Below are 13,473 nucleotides of genomic sequence, written 5' to 3' on the forward strand. Positions count from 1 at the left end.
CGCCGTATCCACGTTCCTGACATGCACATAGCGCGTCATGGTCGTGGCGAGCTCGAGGAGCGTCTATCGGTTTCGCGCCGGCACCTGTCGGGAAAGCGCTTTTTTCGCATGCCGGCACCGCTCCCCGCTAACATGCGTGCTGTTTCCGTCCGAGTGATCTCAGATGCTTGCGTCTCTGTTCGACCCCGTGCCGTTCGAGCAACACCGTCTCGTGAACACCAGCGACCTCGACGAGGCGCGCCACGAGATCGGTCGGATCCTCAATTCGTATCGGCTGCAGGTCGTCAGCGGCCGCGTGGTTCACAGCCGGCTGGACCTGCTGCCCTGCGGCCGCATGTCATTGCTCAAGATGCGGCATGGCTACGGCGCGGACCTCGATATCGATCCCGATTGCGACGGCCTCGATGGGTACTACCTGCTGGTGCTGCCCACGCAGGGTCAGGCCGTTTTTTACTTCGATGGCAAACGCATCGAGGTGTCGTCCAATCAGGCCTTTCTGCTCAGCCCGGGCCGGCGTTTTTATTTTCGTGTCGGGCACGATTACGAGCAGGTGCTGCTGCGCCTGGATCGTCCGGCCATCGAGGAGGCCTGGCAACGGCTGACCGGCGAGGATCAGGTGCCGGACATCTGCTTCGACGCGGTCATCCCGCTCTACACCGCGGGTTGGCAGGCGTTGGTGCCGATGCTGCAGTGGGTCACGCGTTGCTCGGGGCTGAGCCAGGAGCAGAGCCTGGCCCAGGCGGCCCTGCTGGCGCAGACCGAAATGCTCGTGGCCACCACGCTCCTCCTGCATCAACCTCACAGCATGGCGGCGCGCCTGTGGCCAGCGCCGCCGCCCGCGGCGCCCAAAAGTCTGCGGCGCGCACAGGCCTACATGCTCGAGCATCTGGGCGATCGTGTGCCGGTCGCCATGGTGGCAAGTCACTGCGGTCTGTCGGTGCGGCGGCTGCAGGCCTTGTTCCAGGATGAGTGCGGGCAGTCCCCGCTGCAATGGTTGCGGCAGCAACGACTGGAGGCGGTTCGGCGCGCGCTGTCGCAGCCTTACCCCTCCGAGACGATCAGCGCCATCGCCACGCGCTTCGGCTTCAGCCACCTCGGCGAGTTTTCGCGCGCGTATCGCCAGGCCTTCGGCGAAACGCCGCAGGAAACACGCCGCAAGGCGGCATGAAGCAGAAAATCAGTGGGCATATTGACATATCGGGAAATCCCAATATGATGGAAGCCATGGAATTACTCGACATCTTCAAAGCGCTCTCGAATCGCACGCGCCTGGACATCCTCAAGGGCTTGAAAGATCCCGAGAACAGTTTCCCTCCGCAGGACGAGGGTGACGTTCACGAGGTGGGCGTTTGCGTGAGCAGCATCCAGGAAGGCATCGGGCTGTCGCAATCGACAGTGTCCGACTACCTGGCCACGCTGCACCGTGCCGGTCTGGTCGAGGTCCGGCGCATCGGCCCCTGGACGTATTACAAGCGCAACGAAGCCACCCTTCGCGCGCTGGCCGAGGTCATCGGCAAAGAGCTCTAAGCCCCTTTGTTTTATTGCCCGCAGTTTTTTTCATCTGCCGATATCGGAATTTCCCGATATCCCAATATACCGATATAAGGAATGAACATGAAAGCGATCGTACTGACTTCTTTTGGCGGCCCCGACGCCTTTGCGCTGCGCGACGTGCCCAAGCCGGTGCCGCAGGCCGGCGAGGTGCTGGTTCGCGTGCACGCCACCTCCATCAATCCGCTGGATTACCAGATCCGGCGTGGCGACTATCCGGAATCGGTACCCCTGCCCGCGATCACCGGCCATGATGTCTCTGGCGTCGTCGAGGCGGTGGGCCCTGGTGTGACCTCGTTCGTGCCGGGCGACGAGGTCTGGTACACGCCGCAGATCTTCCAGGGGTCCGGCAGCTATGCCGAGTACCACGTCGCATCCGAGACCATCATCGGCAAGAAGCCCGCCGCGCTGAGCCACCTCGAGGCGGCGAGCCTGACGCTCGTGGGTGGCACCGCCTGGGAAGCGCTGGTCGTGCGTGCGGGGCTGCGCGTGGGCGAAAGCATCCTGATCCACGGTGGCGCGGGCGGTGTCGGCCATGTGGCGATTCAGCTCGCCAAGGCCATCGGCGCGCGGGTGCTCACGACCGCACGGGCGTCCAACGCCGAGTTCGTGCGCGGCCTGGGCGCCGACGTGGTGATCGACTACGAACAGGAAGACTACGTGGCGGCGGTGCTGCGTGAAACCGGTGGCCGGGGCGTCGACGTCGTGTTCGACACCATCGGCGGCGACACGCTGTCGCGCAGCGCCGATGTGCTGAACCAATTGGGCCGCGTGGTCTCGATCGTGGACATCGCGAAGCCGCAGAACCTGCTGCAGGCCTGGGGCAAGAACGCCAGCTATCACTTCGTCTTCACCCGCCAGCATCGCGGCAAGCTGGACGAGCTGAGTGCGCTGATCGAACGCGGGCAACTGCGCCCGCATGTGGGGGCCGTGTATTCGCTGGCTGACATCCCGGCCGCGCATGCCCGGCTGGAGAGCCCCAACAATGGTCTGGTCGGAAAAATCGCCATTGCGGTCGAACCCAGCCTGGCGCCTTGAGGCAGGGACCGCGGGGCGCCCACACCGCCCCGCGGGCACAGGACTTGCGGGCCTTCGCGCCGCAATCCTGTGCCCCCTGTCCAAGAGGCGTCGACGTGAATCAACTCATCGAATACCGGTATTCCCCGACCGTGGGGCCCCTCCACGCGGTACTGCTCGCGGGGGCGCTGCCCCTGTTTCTGGGCGCGGCCCTGTCCGATTGGGCCTACGCCAAGACCTTCGAGATTCAGTGGAACAACTTCGCTTCCTGGCTGCTGGTGGGCGGCCTGATGATCGGCGGCCTCGCGCTGATCTTTGCCATCGTCGATCTGTTCCGGGCGCGCCAACGCGCACGCGGCATCGTGCTTTATGCCGTGGTGCTGCTGGCGGCGTGGGTGGTGGGATTCTTCAACGCGTTGATCCATGCGCGTGATGCCTGGGCCAGCATGCCCACGGGCCTGATCCTGTCTGTCGTGGGAACGCTGTTGATGCTCGTGGCCGTCTGGCTCGGCTTTCGCACGCCCCGTATCCGGAGCGCCGTATGAAAACCCTCAGCCTGCTTGCCCTCATTCCCCTGACCGCGGCGCTGGCCGTCGCCCATGCGCAACAACCGCCCGCTTCGCAGGTCGGCCCGAACCCTGACCTGCCCAAACCCGAACGCGGGCTCTTGCCCGACATGGTGATCGCCAAGCCCGCGCAGTGGGGCGACAAGCTGCCCACGGTGCCCGAGGGCTACACCATCAAGGCGATCGCCACCGATCTGAAGATCCCCCGGCAGACGCTGCTGCTGCCCAACGGCGACATTCTGGTTGCCGAGGGCAGAGGAGGCAACGCCGGCAAGCTCAAGCCCAAGGACGTGATCGCCGGCATCATCAAGGCGCGCGGCACCAGCCCGGTCAAGGGTGGCAATCGCCTGACCTTGCTGCGCGATCCCGAGGGCGACGGCACATACGAAGCATCGGTGTTCGCCGACAACCTCAACGCGCCCTACGGTCTCGCAGTGATCGACAACGCGATCTACGTGGCCAACCAGGACGCGCTGGTGCGCTTCACCTATCAACCGGGACAGACGAAGGCGAGCGGGCCACCCGAGACCGTGACGCTGCTGCCGTCGGAGTTGAATCATCACTGGACCAAGGCCATGACGGCGAGCGCCGATGGCCAGTATCTGTACGTGGGCATCGGCTCCAACAGCAATATCACCGAGCGCGGCATGGCCGTGGAGGCCGATCGCGCCATGATCTGGCGCATCAACGCACAGACCGGCGAGCACAAGCCGTATGCCACGGGGCTGCGCAATCCCACGGCGCTGACCATCCAGCCGGGCACGGATCAGCTGTGGGCGGTCGTGAACGAGCGCGACGAGATCGGCCCGGATCTGGTGCCCGACTACCTGACCTCCGTGAAGGAAGGCGCCTTTTACGGCTGGCCCTATAGCTACTGGGGCCAGCACGTCGATGATCGCGTGCGGCCGCAGGATCCGGCCAAGGTCGCGGCCGCGATCGCGCCGGATTACAGCCTGGGCGCGCACGTCGCCGCGCTGGGTGTGGATTTCTCGACCGACACCATGGGCGCGAAGTTCGCCAATGGCGCGTTCGTCGGCGAGCACGGCAGCTGGAACCGCAAGGATCCGGTGGGCTACAAAGTCGTGTTCGTGCCGTTCCAGGATGGCCGGCCGTCGGGCCCGCCGGTCGATTTCGTGAGCGGGTTTCGCGATGACGACGGCACCACGCGCGGCCGCCCGGTCGGCGTAACGGTCGACCCGAAGGGCGCGCTGATCGTTGCCGACGATCTGTCGAACACGATCTGGCGCATCACGCCCACGCAGGCGGGCGGCGCGCGCTAGGGCGCCGGCCGGGGCCGGGCTGAAGTGTCGTAAATTGGTGGGCTGCGACGGGTCGAGCGCGCCTCGTCCGGCGACATGCAGGCATCCTGCATCGGCCCACCTTTCTTCATTCCGCCATGTCATCCCTGCGTCTGGACAGTCTGGAAATCTTCGAAGATGTCGTACGGCACGGCGGCTTCCGTGCGGCGGCGGTGAAGCGCGGCGTATCGTCCTCGGCCATCAGTCAGTCGATCACCGCGCTCGAGGCCGCGCTCGGCATCCGGCTGCTGCACCGCACGACGCGCAGCGTGTCGCCCACCGAGGCGGGCGAGCGCCTGCTCGGGCGGCTCTCGCCCGCGCTGCTCGACATCCGTACCGCCATCGACGAGCTCAATCAGTTTCGCGAGAACCCCACCGGCACCCTGCGCATCAATGCGCCCGGTCCGGCGGTGGACCACGTGCTGTGTCCGCTGGCGTTTCGTTTCATGGAGACCTATCCGGACGTGAAGGTCGAGATCGTGAGCGATGCGGCGATCGTGGACATCGTGGAGCAGGGCTTCGACGCGGGCGTGCGGTTCGGCGCGCAGCTCGCGCAGGACATGGTCGCCATGCCGCTCGGCCCCGCGCTGCGCTACGCGATCGTGGCCTCGCCCGGCTATCTGCAGAAGTATCCGCGCCCCGTGCTGCCCTCCGATCTCGCGGCGCACGACTGCATCCGGCGCCGCTTCCCGGGCGGCACGACCGTCACGTGGAAGTTCGGCAAGGATGGCGAGACCCCCGAAATCGTGCCGCAGGGCCGGCTCACGCTGAGCTCCGCGCAACAGGAGCTGCAGGCCGCGCTGGCCGGCGCGGGCGTGGCGCATCTGTTCGAGGATTACGTGCGCGAGCACATCGAACAGGGCAGTCTCGTGGAGCTGCTGGTCGACTGGAAGCAGACGCTGCCGAGCTGGTGTCTGTATTACCCCAGCCGGCGGCATCCGAGTGCGGCGATGCGCGCGTTCATCGATTACGTGCGCGATTACGACTGGGTCTGAGCGTCCGGCAACACGAGCACTTCATGCACCGCGCTGGCCTGATCGCCACCCACGCGCAGACCACCGCCCACCACATGAATGCGATTGCCGATGACGGCCGCGCCCAGACCGTGCCGCGGCGTGGGCAGGGGCGGCAGCGCGCTCCAGCGATCGCTCGCGGGCTCGTAGACCCACGCATTGGCGAAGACCTTCTGCTCGGGCACCCACTGCTCGCCGCCAAACACATACAGGCGTCCGCCATGCGCGGCCGCGGCCAGTCCGCCTTGTGCCTGCGGCATCGGCGCGCGCTGCGACCAGCGATCCGTGCGCGGATCGTAGACCTCGAGCTGCGCCACATTGACCTGGCGCAGCGAGCCATCGGCCTGCTTGATCGCCTGGCGCCCGCCGACGACGAACAGGCGGCCACCGATCACCGCCGCCGCCGCGCTGTTGCGGGCGGTGGGCGCGTCGGCGATGGCCGACCAGCGCCCATTCGCCGGGTTGAACACCAGGCTGCGCGCGGTGTCGGCGTGATCGTTGAAGTGGCGTGCGTCATCGTGCGCGCGCACCCGCCCGCCCACGAGATAGAGCCGTTCCGCAATCGCGGCGAACACGCCCTCGGCCGTCGGATAGGGAATGGGCGTGCTGTCGCGCCAGCGGTTGGCGCGCGGGTCGTACACATAGGCCGAGGCCTGCGCGCGCCAGTTGGGGAAGCCGCCGCTGAAGCCGCCCACGCCGTAGATTAGGCCGCCCGTCGCGGCCAGGGCGATGTGATGCCGGGCCTCGGGCAGCGTTGCCAGGCGGGTCCAGGCGTCCGTGGCGGGGTCGTACGACTCGAAATGCGCGGAGTAGCCGGTGTTGGGCGTGAGCAGTCCGCCCGCGACATACAGCCGTCCGTCCAGCACTTCGGGATAGAGCTCCTGGCGGGCCACGGTCGGCGCGGCCGCCGTGGTCCAGCGCGGCGCGGGGGTTTGGGCGAAGGCGGGTCGAATGAAAGGCACGGCGGCCAGGGCAGCGCCCAGGCGCAGAATGTCGCGTCGTTGCATGGTCGGTCTCGTGCGTGGAAGGGTTCGACCATGGTAGGGAGACGCGGCGCGCGATACTAGACGCTCGGGCCTTAGCGGGCTGTTCAGCGTGGGTTAACAATCATGGCGGCTCGCTGGTTCCGCCGGACCCGTCGCCAACTAGCCGCCGAACAACGACCAGGGCTTCTTGATGCAACGCATCGAGAAGCCGTAGGCACGGCCCACGAAGTTCAGGTTGGCCGCCTTGGCGTCGGTTTTCAGGTAGTAGAAAAACACGTCGCCCTGCGTCGTGCGGCTCCAGTAGGCACCCTGCGCGGGGGCATACGAACGATCTTCACGCACCTCGAAGCCCATCCCCTGGGTTTGGCCCTCCAGGGCGCGATACATGGCCATCGGCAGGCGCAGCTTGTCGAAGGCATCGGCGGCATTTGCGATTTTCTCGGCTTCCCACTCGGCCTTGGTGGGGATGTCGAAGCCCTTGGGGCAGGGGTTATTGGCAGCCTGCCAGCCTTCGTCGCTCCATTCGACCTTCTTGCCTTCGAGTACGCCCGGCTTGAGATCGATGGACTCATCACCCCAGCTTTCGGGATCCCATTTTTCAAGGTCGTGGATGGCGTTGCCGATGTAGGCCTTGGCCCGGTTCCAGCGGTAGATCGATCCGAAAGCGTGATCGTCCATCGGATTCTCGGCGACGCGTTCCGCGCCGAGGTTTCGGTCCATCCAGAGCCGGCCGGTGACCGGGCTCTTGATCGTGGCAATGTCGGAAGCTGCGGCGCCCAGGGGCAAGAGCAGCGTCGCGAGCGAGACGCGCAGTGAAGCGGAAATAGACATGACTACGAAATGGGCGCGTGGCTGCGCCTGTACAGGGGTGACTGCGGAGGCCGCATTGTAGCGATGCATGCAAGGAGACGTGCGACACACGAACCGCTCCTTTGCGTTTGCGCATAAGTACGCCCGCTGTGACGGGCCCACTTCGCGTGGGCCCGTCGCAGCGGGCGTGGCTGCACCTGCCTCGATTACTTCAGACGCGCCTTCAGTTCCTCGGCGGCCTGGTGCAGTGCCGAGCGGGTGGCGGGCACGTCGGACAGCACGTTGAGCAGACCGAAGTCATGGATCATGCCGTTGTAGCGGGTCACGACCACGCTCACGCCGGCGGCGTCGAGCTTGCGGCCGTAGGCTTCGCCCTCGTCGCGCAGCACGTCCTTCTCCGCGGTCTGGATCAGCGTGGGCGGCAGGCCCTTGAGCTGGTCCGGGGTGGCGAGCAGCGGCGAGGCGTGGATGTCTTGGCGTTGCTTGGGATCGGTCGTGTACGCATCCCAGAACCACTTCATCATGTTGCGCGTAAGAAAGTGGCCTTCCGCGAACTCGTCGTACGAGGCGTTTTCGAAGTTGGCGTTGGTGACCGGCCAGAACAGCACCTGCGCGCGCAGTGCGGGCTTGCCCTTCTCCTTCGCCATCTGGGCCACGACCGTGGCCATGTTGCCGCCCACGCTGTTGCCGGCGATGGCGAGACGTTTGCCGTCGACGTTGATCTGCGCGCCGTTCTCGGACACCCACTTCGTGGCCGCGTAGATCTCGTTGATCGCGACCGGATAACGGGCTTCGGGCGACGGCGTGTAGTCGACGAAGATGGCGGCCGCGCCGGAGTCGGCCACGAGATCACGCACGAAGCGTTCGTGCGTGGGGAAGTCGCCCAGGATCCAGCCGCCGCCGTGCACGAAGATGAAGCCGGGCAGCACGCCCTTGGCGCCCGCGGGGCGCACGATGTGCAGCTTGATCTGCTTGCCGTCGACCGTGATCGTCTTTTCGCTGACGTCGGCGGCAGGCAGCTTGGCACCCTGCTGAGCGCCGACCAGCACCTGGCGTGCGGCGGCGGGCGTCAGCGTTTCGAGCGGCTGGCCCCCGCCCTTGGCGAGGGCTTCCAGGAAGGCTTGCGTGTTGTGCTCGACGCCGGCGCTGCCGGCGGCGAAGGTGGTCAGGGGAGCCAGAGCCAGCAGGGAGGCGGCGAGGAGCTTGCGGGGGAATGCCATGATGTGTTGTTCCGTGTGGGGTTGCGATGGGTGTCACTTTAGGCCCGTTGGCAAAACTAAAAGTCACGTATAGTCTTGAAAACTTGATTAGGAGTATTTTCATGGCGGACGTGTGCTCGGACCGGCTGGACGCCCTGCTGAACCGTTTTCCGGTGCGCGCGCATCTGTTCCACGCGGGAACGCTGTGCGGCATCAACGGCCTGGCCGACTCGGAGGGGGGGCGCGGCCAGCTGCATCTCGTCAAGGCGGGCACGCTGGATATCGTCCATCCCGGGCGCGACCCGCTGCGCGTCACGGAGCCCAGCCTGCTGATGTATCCGCGCCCCATGCCGAGGCAGTTCCACACCGACCCGGAGCGCGGCGCCGATATGGCCTGTGCCGATCTGGAGTTCGACGGCGGCGCGACCAATCCGCTCGCCGCGGCCCTGCCCGACGTGGTGTGCGTGTCGCTGCGCGAGATCGATGGCGCGGCGCCGATTCTGGGCGTGCTGTTCGACGAGGCCTTCGGTGAGAACTGCGGCCGCTATCCCTTGATCGACCGCCTGTTCGAGGTGGTGCTGATCCAGATGCTGCGCCACTTGATGGAGACGGGCCGCGTGGCGGGCGGCATGCTGGCCGGCATGTCGCATCCGCAGCTGCGCCGCGCGCTGGTCGCCATGCACGAGCAGCCCGCCCACGAATGGACGCTGGCCTCGCTGGCCGACGTCTCGGGCATGTCGCGCAGCGTGTTTGCGGGGGCGTTCCGGGACGCCGTGGGCTGTACGCCCGGGCATTACCTGCAGGGCTGGCGGGTGCGGCTCACGCAGCAGGCGCTGCTCTTGGGCAAGCCACTCAAGTCGATCGCGATGGACGTGGGATATGGCAGCGAGGCGGCGCTGTCGCGCGCGTTCAAGGCCATCAGCGGGATGACGCCGCGGGAGTGGCGGCAGGGGCAGGAGCGGGCCTGACCGCGCGCACCTCTGAAGGGCGGGCGTGCAAAAAAGGGGCCGCACCTGAGGTACGCTTGCGCCTTTCTCTTATCCCGGTATCCCCATGAAGTCGATTCCCTTCGCGCTGGCCGCGCTGTTTTTGCCCACCCTCGTGAGCGCGGCCTATACCCCGACGCCGCTCGAAAAGGCGTTGATCGAGCACGAAATCCGCGAAGAGCACAGTGAGTTGCTCAAGGGCGCGCGCCGCGTGATCGCGCAACGCATGGATCTTTCTCATGAGGAAGTGGCCGATGTGGCCAAGGCGTATGCCAACGGCCCCTCGGAGCGCTTGCCCGCGGTCATCGAAACGCCGATCCTCTTGCGCGGCAAGGTGGACACCTCCGCCACGCAGGGCACGCGCGTCACGTACGTCACCGAAGCCGGCGCGACGGTGCGCGCGGAGCTGCCGCAAGCCTTGGCATCGCAGACCGAGCCGGTGGTGCTGTGCGACAAGCTGACGTGGAGCGACGGCGCCGTGCTGTTCACCGGCTGCGCCGACTGGAAGACGGTCGTCGAACAGAAGATCGCGCAGTACCGTGCCGAGATCACGGACTTTTTGCAGGGCAAGCCCGCGCCGGCGGACGTGAAGCGAGTCGTGGTCCAGCTGTTCGTGGTGGCGGACGATATGCCCGGCATGAGCGGCTGCCCGGATGACTACGCCAGGTGCACGGCTGCCATCCGCAACACCGACATGACGCGCGAGGGCTACGCCGCCGTGCGCGCACGCCTGACGAAGGCCGGCGTCCAGGCGGAACGCTGATCGCGGGACAGGAGCCGCCGGGGTGCGGCCGGCCAGGCACGATGATCAGCGGCGCTGAGAAACGCCTGGGATCGTCGCTGCGCTGCCGGTCGCGCCCCTACTCGTTATCCATCGACACCAGCGCGATCGGAATCAGAAACTGGCCGTCTTCGTACGGCAGCGTGTAACGGTGGCGCGTGGTGGCGACGGTGGCTTCGACACATTCGCCGTTTTTCTCGTCGGCGCGCGTGGTCGTGACCACTTCGGTGGCCATCAGGTTGCGCCCGCTCATCGCGAGCGTGCGGCGGGTGCGGATGAATTCGCCTTTGCACTGCGTGTCGTACTCGCCCTGGAGCCGCTCCATCGACACACCGTCCAGCGCCATGCGCAGCGTGTCGCCCTCGGGCACGAACAGACGCAGACTCGTTTCCTGGAACGGGTTCGGCTGTGAGCCGTTGGCGCGCGCGATGCGCACGCCGAACGCGCGTTTGCCGTCGACGCCGTAGCGCGCCGTATCGAGCGTCACGTCGAAGATGCGCACGGCATCGTCGGTCATCAGGCCGGTGATGCGCAGCGACTGCCGCACCTGCAGGGTGTGGGCATCGAGCACATAGAGGCCCAGGTCGCCCGCGTTGCCGTCGTTGCTGTCCGGGACATCGGCCATCACGGGCACCGCGGCGAGCATGAGATTGGTGTCCGCCGGCCAGACCTTGCAGGCCACGCGTGGCACGCTCTCGAACTCGCGCAGCGCAATGCGCGCCATGCTGTGGCTGTCGCCCAGCGGCATGCGGCCATTGGCGTCGGGGCCGCTCGCGCTGGGCCAGATCGCCCGCACGATGTCGGCCGCCTGGGGACAGGGCGTGGCGGCGTGGGCCGCGCCGGCGCAGAGCACGGCGGTCAGCGCCAGGGCGGCGTGGCGCGCGAGGAGTCGGAACATGGCAACCCGTCCAAAATCAGATCCGGGTATTTTAGGGGGGCCCCCCTAGGCGGGCCCTGTGGCCCTCTGGCGCGTCGGCCGTCCGTGCCCGATGCGGTCGCTATTTCATCGCCAGTGAGGCGGCGTCGGTCTTCTGCTCATCGGAGAGTTCGAGTTTGCCCATGACCTCGCTGAGCTGCTGCGTGGCGGTGGCGAGCGCGCCGGACAAGGTGGTGATCATGGACTTGATCTGCGAGGCGCGTGCTTCCTTCTGCTCGGCGGAAAGCGAGCGGTCGGCCATCACCTCCTGCAGTTTCTGTTGTTGTTCGCGCAACTGTTCCTTCAGTTCCCGGATCATCTTGAGCACCCGCTTCACTTCATCGGGCAGGTTGCTCTCTTCGATGTCCTTGTCGCCGTCGGCCGATGGTGCGTTTCCCATGGCTGCGAGCGCCTTGCCGGGCGCCGACAGACGGATGGATTCCCGCGGCGCGTCCACGGCGTTGCGCTGGAGGGGGCCGCTCCCATCGCCCGGCGCCGCTGCGGCACTGGCGGCCGGCGTGCCGGCGGCCCGCGTACCGGTGCGCAGCGTCGTGAAGTCGGAAGGCAGGTCGGAAGAGGGCGCTACAGTGATCATGGAGGCGAGGTCCGGGATGTCGTCTGTCCCTATAACGGCATCCATCGGTCTTTCTTTAGAGCAGAGCCTCTTCCCCGAGGACAGGCGTCCCTCCCATTGCGCTTATGATGGCGCACTCTGTCAGGAATTCTCATGAACAAATTCGAACTCGAAAAGAACAAGTCGCTCAAGGTCGTGGGCCAGCTCAAGCAATCCAGCACGCCCGGCCGTTTCGGTGGCGACGCCGTGCCGGATCGCCGCGAGCAGCGCAAGCTGGATCAGGCCGCGGGTCTGGTGCCGTTTCCGCTCAAGCTCACGCAGGCCCAGGCCGACCGCGTGCGCGCCATCGCGCAGGAGCGCGGCGTGTCCACCAACGACGTCGTGGCCGAGTTGCTGCAGAAAGCGCTGGACGCCTGAGGCCCATGCATATCTGGGTCGACGCGGACGCCTGCCCGGCGGTCATCAAAGACATCCTGTTCCGGGCGTCGCAGCGCTGGCAGGTGCCGCTCACGCTGGTGGCCAACCAGATGCTGCGCACGCCGCCCTCGCCCCTGATCCGCGCGGTGCAGGTGCCGCGCGGCTTCGATGTGGCGGATGCGCACATCACGACCCATGCGCAGGCCGGGGATCTGGTCATCACGGGTGACATCCCGCTGGCCGCCGACGTCCTGGCCAAGGGGGCGATGGCGCTCAATCCGCGCGGCGAACGCTATTCGCCCGAGACCATCCGCGAGCGCCTGGCGTTGCGCGACATGATGGAAGAATTGCGCTCGAGCGGTGTGGATACGGGCGGCCCCTCCGCCTTCAGCCAGTCCGACCGCAAGGCGTTCGCCAACCAGCTCGACGCGCTGCTCGCGCGTCTGGCGCGCCAGCAGCCCAAGCCGGCCGACTGAGCCTTAATGCCGGCCGGACTCCTGCACCAGCAACCCGTGGATATACCGGCCCGCTTCGAGAATGTCGTCGCGGATCGCCTGGGCCACGCCCTGCGCGTCGCGCGCGGCCAGGGCTTCGACGGCCGCCGCGTGGTGATCGGTGGCCTTCAGGTGCGGCACGTACTCCGGCAGCACCATGTTGAGCACCGGCCCGCAGCGCAGCCACAGCGTCTCGATGCTGTCCTGGATCACGTCCAGACCGCTCAGCCCATAGAGATGGAAATGAAAGCGCCGGTGCACGTCGAGATAGCCCTGGCGCGGCTCGGCGTCGATCAGCTGCGCCATGCGCGCGTGCAGACCACGCATCGTCTGCACGTCGTCGTCGGTGGCATGGGCCACCGCGTCGTGCGCGGTGCGTGACTCGAGCTCGGCCCGCATGATCACCAGCTGCTGGAACACGCCCGCGTCGACGTGGGGCACGGTCGCGCCGCCGCCCTGGCCGCCGGTGCCGCGCTCGAGGATGCGCTCGGCGGTGAGGCGGTTCACGGCGTCGCGCACGGGTGTCAGGCTGATACCGAGCTCGGCGGCGACCTCGCGCAGCACGATGCGATGCCCGGGCGCGTAGCGGCCGTTGAGCAGCGCTTCGCGCAGCGCCGCATAGGCGCGATCCCAGAGCGTCTCGCGCTCCAGCGGACGCAGGATCGCGGTCCGTTTGGGGGCTTGCACGCCAGGCTGACGGGAAAAATCGGGCACGGAAACTTCCTCTGCAGATAGGGGCCGCGGATGCGCACATTCTCGCATTACGTGCTGCGCCGCATGATCGATGATGATTGTTGTTTGTTATAACGAATGATAGAGTAAGTCTCGAGTACCCACAAAAACAGCCCTGAGAGGCGGTTCACGA

16 protein-coding genes are annotated in these 13,473 nt (G+C 66.7%); 10 read left to right on the plus strand and 6 right to left on the minus strand.

Features of this window, described 5'->3' with window-relative positions:
• Positions 1-163: 163 nt before the first annotated feature.
• From CAL25_RS02115 to CAL25_RS02140, 6 genes are all read left to right on the plus strand, one after another.
• Complete coding sequence (locus tag CAL25_RS02115) at positions 164-1,168, plus strand: helix-turn-helix domain-containing protein (protein WP_094798284.1); 1,005 nt, start codon at positions 164-166, stop codon at positions 1,166-1,168.
• 56 nt (positions 1,169-1,224) lie between these two features.
• Positions 1,225-1,527 (plus strand): ArsR/SmtB family transcription factor, encoded by a 303-nt coding sequence (locus CAL25_RS02120; protein ID WP_094798712.1) that lies wholly within the window; start codon positions 1,225-1,227, stop codon positions 1,525-1,527.
• Positions 1,528-1,614: 87 nt separating this feature from the next.
• Positions 1,615-2,589, plus strand: a complete 975-nt coding sequence (locus CAL25_RS02125) for a zinc-dependent alcohol dehydrogenase family protein (RefSeq protein WP_094798713.1) — start codon at positions 1,615-1,617, stop codon at positions 2,587-2,589.
• Between the two features lie 95 nt (positions 2,590-2,684).
• Positions 2,685-3,113 carry a DUF2231 domain-containing protein gene (locus CAL25_RS02130; protein ID WP_094798285.1) on the plus strand — a complete coding sequence of 143 codons (429 nt, stop codon included), beginning with the start codon at positions 2,685-2,687 and terminating at the stop codon, positions 3,111-3,113.
• Positions 3,110-4,414, plus strand: a complete 1,305-nt coding sequence (locus CAL25_RS02135) for a PQQ-dependent sugar dehydrogenase (RefSeq protein WP_094798286.1) — start codon at positions 3,110-3,112, stop codon at positions 4,412-4,414. Before CAL25_RS02130 ends, CAL25_RS02135 begins: the two co-directional genes overlap by 4 nt.
• Positions 4,415-4,530: 116 nt before the next feature.
• Complete coding sequence (locus CAL25_RS02140) at positions 4,531-5,427, plus strand: LysR family transcriptional regulator (RefSeq protein WP_094798287.1); 897 nt, start codon at positions 4,531-4,533, stop codon at positions 5,425-5,427.
• On the opposite strand, the gene CAL25_RS02145 is transcribed toward CAL25_RS02140, so the two are convergent.
• The 3 genes from CAL25_RS02145 to CAL25_RS02155 all read right to left on the minus strand — a co-directional run bounded on the left by CAL25_RS02145 (position 5,412) and on the right by CAL25_RS02155 (position 8,461).
• Positions 5,412-6,452 (minus strand): Kelch repeat-containing protein, encoded by a 1,041-nt coding sequence (locus CAL25_RS02145; RefSeq protein ID WP_094798288.1) that lies wholly within the window; start codon positions 6,450-6,452, stop codon positions 5,412-5,414. The genes CAL25_RS02140 and CAL25_RS02145 overlap by 16 nt on opposite strands.
• A gap of 138 nt (positions 6,453-6,590) precedes the next feature.
• Positions 6,591-7,262: an FISUMP domain-containing protein gene (locus CAL25_RS02150; RefSeq protein WP_170948358.1), complete on the minus strand. Its 672-nt coding sequence runs from the start codon at positions 7,260-7,262 to the stop codon at positions 6,591-6,593.
• 185 nt (positions 7,263-7,447) lie between these two features.
• Positions 7,448-8,461 (minus strand): alpha/beta hydrolase, encoded by a 1,014-nt coding sequence (locus CAL25_RS02155; RefSeq protein ID WP_094798290.1) that lies wholly within the window; start codon positions 8,459-8,461, stop codon positions 7,448-7,450.
• Positions 8,462-8,562: 101 nt separating this feature from the next.
• On the opposite strand from CAL25_RS02155, the gene CAL25_RS02160 reads away from it, so the two are divergent.
• On the plus strand, positions 8,563-9,408 hold the full coding sequence (locus tag CAL25_RS02160; RefSeq protein WP_094798291.1) for an AraC family transcriptional regulator: 846 nt from the start codon (positions 8,563-8,565) through the stop codon (positions 9,406-9,408).
• A gap of 85 nt (positions 9,409-9,493) precedes the next feature.
• Positions 9,494-10,189, plus strand: coding sequence for a hypothetical protein (locus tag CAL25_RS02165; protein WP_094798292.1), 696 nt, complete (start codon positions 9,494-9,496; stop codon positions 10,187-10,189).
• A gap of 97 nt (positions 10,190-10,286) precedes the next feature.
• Here the strand turns inward: CAL25_RS02165 and CAL25_RS02170 are convergent, their stop codons facing one another.
• Entirely contained in the window at positions 10,287-11,105 is an 819-nt protein-coding gene (locus tag CAL25_RS02170; protein WP_094798293.1) for a hypothetical protein, read from the minus strand.
• A gap of 100 nt (positions 11,106-11,205) precedes the next feature.
• Positions 11,206-11,763 (minus strand): hypothetical protein, encoded by a 558-nt coding sequence (locus CAL25_RS02175; protein WP_170948359.1) that lies wholly within the window; start codon positions 11,761-11,763, stop codon positions 11,206-11,208.
• Between the two features lie 87 nt (positions 11,764-11,850).
• On the opposite strand from CAL25_RS02175, the gene CAL25_RS02180 reads away from it, so the two are divergent.
• Together CAL25_RS02180 and CAL25_RS02185 are read left to right on the plus strand one after the other, a co-directional pair.
• Positions 11,851-12,114, plus strand: a complete 264-nt coding sequence (locus CAL25_RS02180; RefSeq protein ID WP_094798295.1) for a hypothetical protein — start codon at positions 11,851-11,853, stop codon at positions 12,112-12,114.
• 5 nt (positions 12,115-12,119) lie between these two features.
• A complete protein-coding gene (locus CAL25_RS02185; protein WP_094798296.1) occupies positions 12,120-12,590 on the plus strand; it encodes a YaiI/YqxD family protein in 471 nt (156 codons plus the stop codon).
• 3 nt (positions 12,591-12,593) lie between these two features.
• On the opposite strand, the gene CAL25_RS02190 is transcribed toward CAL25_RS02185, so the two are convergent.
• The gene (locus CAL25_RS02190) at positions 12,594-13,322 is read right to left on the minus strand and encodes a GntR family transcriptional regulator (RefSeq protein WP_249278915.1); all 729 of its coding nucleotides are present in this window, start codon (positions 13,320-13,322) and stop codon (positions 12,594-12,596) included.
• Between the last annotated feature and the right edge of the window lie 151 nt (positions 13,323-13,473).

Source organism: Bordetella genomosp. 5 (assembly GCF_002261315.1).
Taxonomy (GTDB): domain Bacteria; phylum Pseudomonadota; class Gammaproteobacteria; order Burkholderiales; family Burkholderiaceae_B; genus Bordetella.

Coding starts and splice junctions, on each gene's coding strand:
- CAL25_RS02120 (WP_094798712.1), top strand. CDS start 1,225: ATGGAATTACTCGACATCTTCAAAGCGCTCTCGAATCGCACGCGCCTG.
- CAL25_RS02175 (WP_170948359.1), bottom strand. CDS start 11,763: ATGGATGCCGTTATAGGGACAGACGACATCCCGGACCTCGCCTCCATG.
- CAL25_RS02155 (WP_094798290.1), bottom strand. CDS start 8,461: ATGGCATTCCCCCGCAAGCTCCTCGCCGCCTCCCTGCTGGCTCTGGCT.
- CAL25_RS02125 (WP_094798713.1), top strand. CDS start 1,615: ATGAAAGCGATCGTACTGACTTCTTTTGGCGGCCCCGACGCCTTTGCG.
- CAL25_RS02160 (WP_094798291.1), top strand. CDS start 8,563: ATGGCGGACGTGTGCTCGGACCGGCTGGACGCCCTGCTGAACCGTTTT.
- CAL25_RS02180 (WP_094798295.1), top strand. CDS start 11,851: ATGAACAAATTCGAACTCGAAAAGAACAAGTCGCTCAAGGTCGTGGGC.
- CAL25_RS02150 (WP_170948358.1), bottom strand. CDS start 7,262: ATGTCTATTTCCGCTTCACTGCGCGTCTCGCTCGCGACGCTGCTCTTG.
- CAL25_RS02185 (WP_094798296.1), top strand. CDS start 12,120: ATGCATATCTGGGTCGACGCGGACGCCTGCCCGGCGGTCATCAAAGAC.
- CAL25_RS02140 (WP_094798287.1), top strand. CDS start 4,531: ATGTCATCCCTGCGTCTGGACAGTCTGGAAATCTTCGAAGATGTCGTA.
- CAL25_RS02165 (WP_094798292.1), top strand. CDS start 9,494: ATGAAGTCGATTCCCTTCGCGCTGGCCGCGCTGTTTTTGCCCACCCTC.
- CAL25_RS02115 (WP_094798284.1), top strand. CDS start 164: ATGCTTGCGTCTCTGTTCGACCCCGTGCCGTTCGAGCAACACCGTCTC.
- CAL25_RS02145 (WP_094798288.1), bottom strand. CDS start 6,452: ATGCAACGACGCGACATTCTGCGCCTGGGCGCTGCCCTGGCCGCCGTG.
- CAL25_RS02135 (WP_094798286.1), top strand. CDS start 3,110: ATGAAAACCCTCAGCCTGCTTGCCCTCATTCCCCTGACCGCGGCGCTG.
- CAL25_RS02170 (WP_094798293.1), bottom strand. CDS start 11,105: ATGTTCCGACTCCTCGCGCGCCACGCCGCCCTGGCGCTGACCGCCGTG.